Consider the following 9,770-nt stretch of genomic DNA (forward strand, 5'->3'; position numbering starts at 1 on the left):
AGTAAAATTTGTTTTCTTATTTCAAAAATGATAAAATTGAAATAGAGAATATAGGAATTAAATATGAGTGCAAAAAGAAAAAGTTATAGTGCAAATTTTAAAGCAAAAGTAGTACTGGAAGTTTTAGAGGGTGAAAAAACTGTTAATGAAATAGCTAGTGGATATGAAGTCCTACCTCTAAGTTTAAGAAATTGGAAAAAACAGTTTCTTGAGAATATGTCATTAGCATTTGATAAAAGTACTGTTGTAAAAGAATACAAAGATGAAATTGATACTCTTAAATATGAAAAAGATGCAATTGCAAAAAAACTTGGAGAGACAATTGTTGAGAAGGATTTTCTTGTGGAAAAGCTAAAAAGCTTGGCCTCATCTAAAGAGAGAAAAACTCTACTTGATGCTAAGCATAAATTATCACAGAATAAGCAGTGTCAATTGCTACAGGTAAGTAAGTCGAGTTTGTACTATACTCCAACTAAACCGTTTAGTAGAGGTAAAGACTTGAAAATATTAGATGCTATAAATAATATATATTCAGACTTTCCATCATATGGAAGTAGAAGAATTCATGCTCAACTTTTAAGAGATGGGTATAGCATAGGGAAAAAGTTCGTTAAGAAAGCTATGAAGTATATGGGTATAGAAGCCTTGTATCCTAAGCCTAAGACCACTACAGCAAACAAAGAACATTATAAGTATCCATATCTCCTAAAAGATTTTAGAGATTATGCTGGACGTGTTGTAATTGAAAAAACTAATCAAGTCTGGAGTACAGATATTACTTATATCAAACTGGAAAAAGGCTTTGTATATTTAGCCGCAATAATAGATTGGCATAGTAAAAAAATACTCTCATGGAAACTTTCTAACACAATGGATATTTCCTTAGTTAAAAGTGTGTTAAATGAAGCACTCGCATTTTATCCTAAACCAGAGATATTTAACACAGACCAGGGAAGTCAATATACTTCAAAAGTTCATGTTGATATTCTCAAAAAACACAACATTAAAATTTCAATGGATGGAAAAGGTAGAGCTACTGATAATATTTGCATCGAAAGATTCTGGCGAAGTATTAAGTATGAAGAAATTTATCTGAATGAATATAAGAATATAAAATCTCTCAATCGAGCAATAAAAATATATATGAACTCTTACAACAAAAAAAGATTACATTCGGCGATTGGATATAAAACTCCAAATGAAGTTTATTATAAAGCTGTCAATAATTTAGATCCTAAAGGAGCAAAACTGTTACCACTGGTATCGTAAAGAGGTAAAATAAGAAAACTTGTTTTACTGGTCTTGAAAAAGGGAACCATTATATTAGTTCAGGGTCTATTTTAGAAAGAACATCTTCATATTTAGATATTATTTTTAGAAATCGTCGTTTTTCAGTAACTTCCAAAGCGTCTAAATCATCAAATTCTGTAGTAACGCACTCCTTTACCCATACTACAGTTGCATGTATTGCATGATTATTATAAATTTCTTCCCAACGATTCATTTGCTTCTCCCAAATTAAATTTTTTGTACACTAACGGTCGAAGATAGCCAATAAATTGCCGCTAGGTAATTTATTGGCTACTCTGTTTTGTTATGTTTAAACTACTTTACGACTTCAATTAAATCTTTATCTAATAAAAAACTGTCTATAAGTTTTTGCATAGCAATAGGGTAGTTTTCTAAAGCATTCTCAATGGCAATTTGACCTAAAAATGACGATTCCCATTCATGATGAATTGTATGCTCTTCTTCATATATCTTTCTATCTTTATTCATAACAATAAAATTAGCTGTTAAATCAGCTTCACCTATACTAAAGCTTGATATTGAAACATCATTTTTCAATAGAATAGCTGATATCTTAATATTTGATTGTTTATCATAAATTGAAGCTTGTTTTAATTGCTCCTCCAAGGATTTTTCTAAATATTTTGAAAAAGAACCACCATAAGGAGATGTCATATTAACAGCTCTCAAGCCTATTGTTTCATCTTTTTCATTTTTTATATTTCCATTTTGAATACTCATTGCTTTTAGATTATTATCTTTCAAATCATTAATAGAGTTAAAATTAGGTTTAAATTCATGTCCTTTCATGGAACAACCAGTTGTAGTTAATAACAGAATGAGTGTTATTAATATAAAGCCTACTAACTTCATTATTTTTCCTTTTTAAATACATTAGATACTTTTAATTTATTTAACATAGTTTTAAAAGCTTTTTCAGTTGCTTTTTGAGCCGATAATGAGAAATTTTCTTTAAATTCATTATATTCTGCATTACCTTCTTCATAAACAGTTTCTTCCCATATTTTGTTCCATCTAAGCTAATCGCTTCACATTTTAGTGCAACAGTAAACTTTGTAGGTGGCCAAGTAAATGCACCTTCCGTATCTTTATATGGAGTATATTCAACTTTATCTCCACCTCCGCCAGAAGTAGTAACTTTGAGTTGTTTGTTATGTTTAGATATATAATAACCAACATTAACATCAACTTTCTTTTCTACCTTTGTTTCTCTAATATCCTCAAGCGATGGACTTATCGATATTTTGTGAGAACATCCACTTAATAATGTTATAGCTACTATACTCGTTGCTAGTAATTTGTACTGTTTTTTCAATGTTTGATTCCTCTTTTGTATTAAATTAAAATATGTAGCTATAAAAGTGACATAACGGCTGTCTTGAGAAATAAGTCGCCGCTAGGCTACTTATTTCCTCTCCAAGTACTTGTTATCTGGTTATTACAGTTCCACAATTTCTATACTTTTTGAATGTTTTAAAGCTTCATCGATAAAAATTTTCATAGCTTCTCCTACAGTTTTTTGGTCAACTAGATTATCTAACAAATAAAATCCATAATCTTCTACTGAATAATTATATATCTCTGTCATTTGACTACTAATAGGTGATGGTAGTTTATTTAAAACTTCACGGGATTTGTATGCTTTTGGCATATCAAAAATTATTTTATATTCTTTTTTCATTTTCTTTCCTGATATCTATTATCTGTACTTTTTTTCAATATGTTCAATTTCTTTTTTTAGTTCGTCATATTTTATCTTAATCGGATGTAATTTTAACAAGCTAGAAAGTGTAATACTTTTTTGAACTGTAACTTTATCATTTAAAATTTTAGTTTCTAAAATATAAAAATCCCATTGAGATAGATTTAGTGGGTCAACACTATTTTTATCTTTGTGTGACAATACACAAAAAATATAAATATCTGATTGTCTTATTCTTTCTTTACTTCGTTTATTTGTTGAATAATCCCAATTTGATGTTGGCTGTATTCCAAATATTATTTTTGATAATTCAGTTTGTTCCCAACTTTGAAGATATGAAGATGATTTAATTTCGATTTTTAAACCATTTTTGGTTTTTAAATCATAGGCATCCCATTCTTCTCTCGGCTTATCCAAAATATCTATTGTTGATGCAACAATAAATTCGGCTAAAACTCCACGAAGTGCATTTCCCAATAATTCTGAACTCGACCATTTCCAAAATGAAAGTACATTTAATGATAATTTTTCATCATTAAAATTAAATTATTCTTGTCCATTTTTTTGAACTGTTTTGATTGCTGGTAAAATTTCTAACTCCTGTGCAGATAACGTTTAAGGAGAGCAATATTTGACCCTCTCTTGGGGCAAATATTGGCTCCTGCGTTTTGTTATACTTTATCTTGCTCAGCAGTTGTAGAAATTTCTTTTTTTTCTGTGAGAAGAGAGATTCCCCTGAAAATTAAAGCAAACACACCTGCAAAAACTAAACTTGTAATAATTGATTTAGGTAAGACCCATTGCATTACGAAGTAATTGGCATAAAATTTATATAAAAATCCTATTGCTACTACACTTAAATAAGCTATTTTCATTTTTGTGTTTTTTATATTAAACAAACTAGTAATGATAAATATTGTAATAAACGCAACAATCGTAAATATAAAAAATCCAGCAATTTTATCTGGTCTTGTAACAATGAGGGGTGCCATTACAACCAACGCGGTTATTATAGATAAGATAATTCTTAACTTCATGTTCATTTCTTTTCCTTGTGTATAACGTTTAAGGAGAGCAATATGAAACCGATTGAGGTTTCATATTGGCTCCTGCGTTTTGTTAGAGGCTTTGCTCTCAATAGTAAATTTGATAAGTCTGTATATCATGTTTGTAATTTGTAAAACTACTAAAAAAATTAATGTTGGAATCCAGCTCGCAACATTTATATATAATTTTTCTAATTCAATTACTTTTGTTATCAATACACTTGGATCGTTAATATAGCTTAGTAAAACAAATAATTGAATTCTAAATCCTATCCACCCACCTAGTATTATAGTTGGGTATTTTAAATAGCATTTTGTATTTTTTGCAAAAATATAAATTATTGTAATTACAATAAACGGTAATGCCACTAATAAATAAACTAAAATTTCCATATATGCTCCTTTAACGGCAGCGCGGGTGAGTGGCGGCTGAATTTGAAAACTTGTTTTCTGATTCAGATGTCCGCTCCTCCCGCTTGTTGTCTGATGCGAATGCAGCAGTCAATAAGCGGGTGTTCAACCCGCGCTGCCGTTGTCTGAATGCGAAGCGTTCAGACAACGTTTGTCGTGAGCAATAATTTTCCCGCTAGGGCAAATTATTGGTCTCCTCGTGCTTGTTATATACTGCAAATCTTACTTCTTTTGGATTAACATGTATATAGTGTCCTTCATTGTTCTTTTCTAAAAATTCTATTTTGCTACTTTTTACGCTAATAGATTTATTAGAATCATGATATAACCATGCTTCATCAAAAAACTCATCACCATTTTCTGTAACTGAACGTTCAAAAGTTATATTCATATTAAAATGACTTAATAAGTAGTGAATAGCTTCATATGATGTTTTTAGAAAACAAAATGTGTCAGCAGTATTCTGATAATTTATTTTTGATAGGTTTCTCATAAAACAAAATTTATCTGTTTTATATTCAAATGAAGAACTTAATTGAATTAATGCTATACGATTAGTATCTCTTAAATCAAAATGTTTAGAGGTGTCAGCTACATCACCAATGATTTTATTTTCATGTGATGCAATATGTATCGCTTTTCGTTCTTTCTTTACATCTGTATCATTACCACCGTTTTTCTTGATAAAATAATCTGTATGATGATGAATATTTTTTGCTAGGTCTTTAGATAGTCTTGTAAGCTCTGAAATTTTTGGCTCTAAAACCAGTCTTTCTGATAGCAACTGGTTTAAATCATCCCATGGTTTTAATATATTAGTAGTAAATTCCAACTCTATTTCATTCATTAAAAATTCCTATATGTATATAACGGCAGCGCGGGTGAGTGGCGGCTGAATTTGAAAACTTGTTTTCTGATTCAGATGTCCGCTCCTCCCGCTTGTTGTCTGATGCGAATGCAGCAGTCAATAAGTGGGTGTTCAACCCGCGCTGCCGTTGTCTGAATGCGAAGCGTTCAGACAACGTTTATGTTGAGCAATAGTTAACCCGCTCTTGGGTTAACTATTGGCTCCAGCTACTTGTTAAATACTGAATCAACATACTCAAGATATCTAATTCTTGCTCTTGTTTTCCTTGCAATACATGCATTTATTTGAGCCTGTTCTTTAAATTGACTACATTCATGATTTCTTTTTTTTATCCATTTTATTTGACTTTTTTTAACTTGTTTTACTATATTTTCATGAGAAATAGCTTTTTTGTATACTTGCAATAACTCTCTATCATAAATTGATAATCCTTCGCTTGAGCAAATAGCTTTTTCAATATTATTTAACTTTACATCACATGAAAAGCTAGGTTGAATATTACTTGATTTAGGGTACTTTTTTACAATTTCTTCAAATCCAAGTTTTTTTTCTTCAGCTGTAAAACGTGGATTTTTATTTATATAAAAGTCTAAAGAATTTCCTTTTGTATCAGTTATATTAATATCTGAACCATTAGCAATCAAGTATTGAATTAGTTCAATAGAAGCATTTTCTGCCGCATAGGTTAGTGCACTTCTATTGTTTCTTTCCATCTTAGGATCACATATGCTATCACTTTTCCATTCTGTCAAATTATTAATTGGCCACCCTTGTTTTACAAGATATTTTACACTGTCATAATTATTCATATGTGCTGCAAACATAAGAAAGTCTTTTTCATAAAATGTTTTTATATCGTTTTGCTTTATTGTATCAGGAAGTTCTTTTAGCATTTTCGGATTATCCACCAATAGAGATAATATCGTTAAAGGTAAATGAGGTATATTTTGATACCCAACTTTTAATAATTTTAAATTATTTTCTAAATTTTCCCAGTTATTATAAGTACCATCAACAAGCTTTTGTAAAAATGAAGTATCTTGATTCGCACCATAATAAACACCTAATGAATAGTACGCTCCTGGCATTGAATCAATAATAGCTGAGGCAAGTTTTTCTGCGTCTTCAGTAGAGTATTCATAATTATTTATATAATAAACTTTCAATTCATTAATTGCATCGAGTTTTGTATTCGCATGTGTTTTAAACTCGCGATAGCTCCAAATATCTTGATATTTCCAATCATCAAAATGTTTACGTTGAAAATCTTTTACTTCCCAACTATTGTTACCACTTTGCCATGTTGGAACAATTGCCCATGGTCTGATGATTGACATAGAAGCATATAGTTTTCCAGAACTCTCAGCGTATGCTTCGGGATGTGATGTTCCGCAATGTCCGGTTGAAAGAGTGATTTCTTCCACTGCTTCTTTATAAGCTGTAAAGAAAGGAAAGTCTTGTCCAGAGTTTTTAGGTGAAAAGTTTTCAAATATTTTAATTGTACAAACTTTTTTAGTAGTACCATTAAGAGATAGTTTATGTATACTTCGCATCGAATTGTGTCGATAAAAGTCACCAAAGTCTTCTAATACATACCAATTATTTTCATACTGAAAAGGCATGTTTTCCCACCATGAGAAATCAGAGCCATAAGCTAATTTTCCCATAGGGTAGAATGGTTTAATTTTATCATCTGAACCACTTTTTAACTGTTCTTCTAAAATACTTGTTTGATTCTGGTCTATCATATACCCTGTTGAAATTTCTCCACGCCAGCTATGCCATCTTTGATGATATACAATATCCTTTTCAACTCCATCTATAGTGATTTTTGTTGTTTTAATATTTCCATAGATTCCTTCTATTTCCCTCGAATCAAATTCAGGATTAAAAACATCTTTTGATTCAATTGTTCCCGAGGTTTTAACTTCTTTTGATTCATACAGTTTTGTATAGTGGTCTAAAACTAGCTTACAAACATTTGGTTCAACTATATTGGGTGCAAAAGGTTCCTTAGCAAAAACTTGACCAATATTCCCTATTAAAATTATTAAAGTTATTAGTTTTATATACATTACACTTCCTCTTAGGTATTTAACGGCAGCGCGGGTGAGTGGCGGCTGAATTTGAAAACTTGTTTTCTGATTCAGATGTCCGCTCCTCCCGCTTGTTGTCTGATGCGAATGCAGCAGTCAATAAGTGGGTGTTCAACCCGCGCTGCCGTTGTCTGAATGCGAAGCGTTCAGACAACGGTCGAATATAGCCAATAAGTCGCCGCTAGGCTACTTATTGGCTACTATGTTTTGTTGTATCTTTTCTTCAGTAATGCTTTGCTTTGTCTAAAGGAGTACCACCGTCTCCTTTAATTTTAAGTTCTTTACATATAATAGCAAAAATATTAGGTAGAATACCTGGTATTTCAGTGTTTTTACCATGGTCGTTTAGTGATCTTATACTTGGAAATTTATTCCATTGTTCTGTTCGAGTAATGTATTGATTTACTTCATGATGTTTTGTGAAGTTACAATCTAAAAAAATCTTAATATACTCATTTATTTCATATTTTTCTTCAAGAGATAAATCAGATTGATATAGTAATTCTGCCATTTTAGTTTTGAGAAATAAGCTCATCAAGCTTATTTTCATCTATCTCATTTAATTTATCAGCTATAACAATTAATGAATTCTCTTTTGTTGTTGACATTACAAGAATTTCTTTACCATCGAGCATAAAACCTAAAGCCATTGGAGAAACATAAGTTTCATAGTTTTCAGTTTTTAATGTTCCTATGAACAATGCGGGTTTAATATGCACTAGTGCATAATCATTTTTTCTTAGATTATCAATACCAAGGTTTATCGCACTTAGTCTTTTCTTATAATTATTTTCAATTATCTTATAGATAATAATTAATATAATTATAATCGAAATTACTGTTAACATTTTAAGTCCTAAAATTAAATTTACCAAATTTATCAGTTATGAAAAATAGGTATATCTAAATTTTAGAAATATTTTAAAACTTAGATACAACGGCAGCGCGGGTGAGTGGCGGCTGAATTTGAAAACTTGTTTTCTGATTCAGATGTCCGCTCCTCCCGCTTGTTGTCTGATGCGAATGCAGCAGTCAATAAGTGGGTGTTCAACCCGCGCTGCCGTTGTCTGAATGCGAAGCGTTCAGACAACTATTTATTCAACCCCATTCTAGTGAAAAAAACCTTAAATACCATTATTAGTAGACACTAATAATGTACCCCTAAAATTAACATAAATAGTAAAATAGTTAAATAACATGACAAAATGCAATGGAATTGAGCTTTTTGTATTTTTTGTATTATTATTCTTAAAGAATTTGTGTCCTTTTAAAAATAAAAATGCCGTTAATTGAACATAAATGGGTATTATTTATTGATTTTGGATTAAAAGAGCATAGGTAAGCTTAAAATATGGAGTCTATTATGGAAGCTAAAAAAAAATTATTAGATATGGTTCGCGACAAGATACGCTTTAAACACTATAGCTATTCTACTGAAAAGACCTATGTTCATTGGATCAAGCATTATATATTTTTTCATAATAAAAAGCATCCTGTAGATATGGGGAAGAGAGAGATTGAGGAGTATTTAACTTCTTTAGCTGTTAAAAGTAAAGTTGCTCCTACTACTCAAAATCAAGCTTTTAGTGCAATATTATTTTTATATAAAGAGGTGTTAAGTGTTGATATGAGTGAGTGGAATGTGCAAGCTTTACGAGCTCAAGAGAGAAAGCATGTCCCTGTAGTTTTGACAAAAGAGGAAGTGCATAAAGTTATTGAAAACTTAAAAGGTATTTACAACCTCGTAACTATGCTTATGTATGGCTGTGGACTACGAATGAGTGAGGTTTTGAGCCTTAGAGTGAAGGATATTGACTTAGGTTTTGAGAAAGTTTATATATGGGATTCTAAATCATTAAGGGATAGAGCCCTACCTTTACCTATAAAGTTGAAAAAAAGAATAGAAGTTCAGATAGAAGCTGTTTGTGAACTTCATAAAAAAGATATTGAAAATGGATATGGTTCTGTTTATTTACCTTTTGCACTAGATAAAAAATCTCCAAAAGTAAAATATGAAACCAAATGGCAATATCTTTTCCCAATGAATAATGTTTCAAAAGATCCACGAACACAAATAGCTAGAAGACATCATATCCACCCAAAAACTTTAGGACGAAACATAAAAGTAGCATCTCAAAAAGCAAACCTTAACAAACGAGTAACTTCACATATATTTAGACATAGTTATGCTACTCATCTTCTTCAAGCGGGGATAGACTTGCGTTCAATACAAGAACTATTAGGTCATAAAAGTGTCGAAACTACCATGATATATACCCATGTGGTATCTGAAATGAATAAAGCTAAAGTTATCAGCCCATTAGATTTTTAAGGAC

13 protein-coding genes are annotated in these 9,770 nt (G+C 30.8%); 2 read left to right on the top strand and 11 right to left on the bottom strand.

Annotation, left to right across the window (positions count from 1 at the left end):
* The first annotated feature begins 63 nt into the window (after positions 1-63).
* Entirely contained in the window at positions 64-1,269 is a 1,206-nt protein-coding gene (locus tag MOV50_RS06830; RefSeq protein ID WP_321777146.1) for an IS3 family transposase, read from the top strand.
* Positions 1,270-1,318: 49 nt separating this feature from the next.
* Here the strand turns inward: MOV50_RS06830 and MOV50_RS06835 are convergent, their stop codons facing one another.
* The 11 genes from MOV50_RS06835 to MOV50_RS06885 all read right to left on the bottom strand — a co-directional run bounded on the left by MOV50_RS06835 (position 1,319) and on the right by MOV50_RS06885 (position 8,282).
* Positions 1,319-1,504: a hypothetical protein gene (locus tag MOV50_RS06835; RefSeq protein WP_321777165.1), complete on the bottom strand. Its 186-nt coding sequence runs from the start codon at positions 1,502-1,504 to the stop codon at positions 1,319-1,321.
* A 101-nt stretch (positions 1,505-1,605) separates the two neighbouring features.
* A complete protein-coding gene (locus tag MOV50_RS06840) occupies positions 1,606-2,163 on the bottom strand; it encodes a hypothetical protein (protein WP_321777166.1) in 558 nt (185 codons plus the stop codon).
* 40 nt (positions 2,164-2,203) lie between these two features.
* On the bottom strand, positions 2,204-2,626 hold the full coding sequence (locus tag MOV50_RS06845) for a hypothetical protein (RefSeq protein ID WP_321777167.1): 423 nt from the start codon (positions 2,624-2,626) through the stop codon (positions 2,204-2,206).
* A gap of 123 nt (positions 2,627-2,749) precedes the next feature.
* Positions 2,750-2,992 carry a hypothetical protein gene (locus MOV50_RS06850; RefSeq protein ID WP_321777168.1) on the bottom strand — a complete coding sequence of 81 codons (243 nt, stop codon included), beginning with the start codon at positions 2,990-2,992 and terminating at the stop codon, positions 2,750-2,752.
* Positions 2,993-3,010: 18 nt separating this feature from the next.
* Entirely contained in the window at positions 3,011-3,490 is a 480-nt protein-coding gene (locus MOV50_RS06855; RefSeq protein WP_321777169.1) for a hypothetical protein, read from the bottom strand.
* A gap of 194 nt (positions 3,491-3,684) precedes the next feature.
* Complete coding sequence (locus tag MOV50_RS06860) at positions 3,685-4,056, bottom strand: hypothetical protein (RefSeq protein ID WP_321777170.1); 372 nt, start codon at positions 4,054-4,056, stop codon at positions 3,685-3,687.
* 54 nt (positions 4,057-4,110) lie between these two features.
* Positions 4,111-4,452, bottom strand: a complete 342-nt coding sequence (locus tag MOV50_RS06865; RefSeq protein WP_321777171.1) for a hypothetical protein — start codon at positions 4,450-4,452, stop codon at positions 4,111-4,113.
* A 193-nt stretch (positions 4,453-4,645) separates the two neighbouring features.
* Positions 4,646-5,317, bottom strand: a complete 672-nt coding sequence (locus tag MOV50_RS06870) for a hypothetical protein (RefSeq protein WP_321777172.1) — start codon at positions 5,315-5,317, stop codon at positions 4,646-4,648.
* Between the two features lie 227 nt (positions 5,318-5,544).
* Complete coding sequence (locus MOV50_RS06875) at positions 5,545-7,413, bottom strand: ankyrin repeat domain-containing protein (RefSeq protein WP_321777173.1); 1,869 nt, start codon at positions 7,411-7,413, stop codon at positions 5,545-5,547.
* A gap of 244 nt (positions 7,414-7,657) precedes the next feature.
* A complete protein-coding gene (locus tag MOV50_RS06880) occupies positions 7,658-7,945 on the bottom strand; it encodes a hypothetical protein (RefSeq protein WP_321777174.1) in 288 nt (95 codons plus the stop codon).
* A gap of 1 nt (position 7,946) precedes the next feature.
* Positions 7,947-8,282, bottom strand: coding sequence for a hypothetical protein (locus tag MOV50_RS06885; RefSeq protein WP_321777175.1), 336 nt, complete (start codon positions 8,280-8,282; stop codon positions 7,947-7,949).
* 515 nt (positions 8,283-8,797) lie between these two features.
* Between MOV50_RS06885 and MOV50_RS06890 the strand changes: the two genes are divergently transcribed.
* Complete coding sequence (locus tag MOV50_RS06890) at positions 8,798-9,766, top strand: integron integrase (RefSeq protein ID WP_321777176.1); 969 nt, start codon at positions 8,798-8,800, stop codon at positions 9,764-9,766.
* Positions 9,767-9,770: the final 4 nt, after the last annotated feature.

The sequence above is a fragment of the Sulfurimonas sp. genome, assembly GCF_029027585.1.
Taxonomy (GTDB): Bacteria; Campylobacterota; Campylobacteria; order Campylobacterales; family Sulfurimonadaceae; genus Sulfurimonas.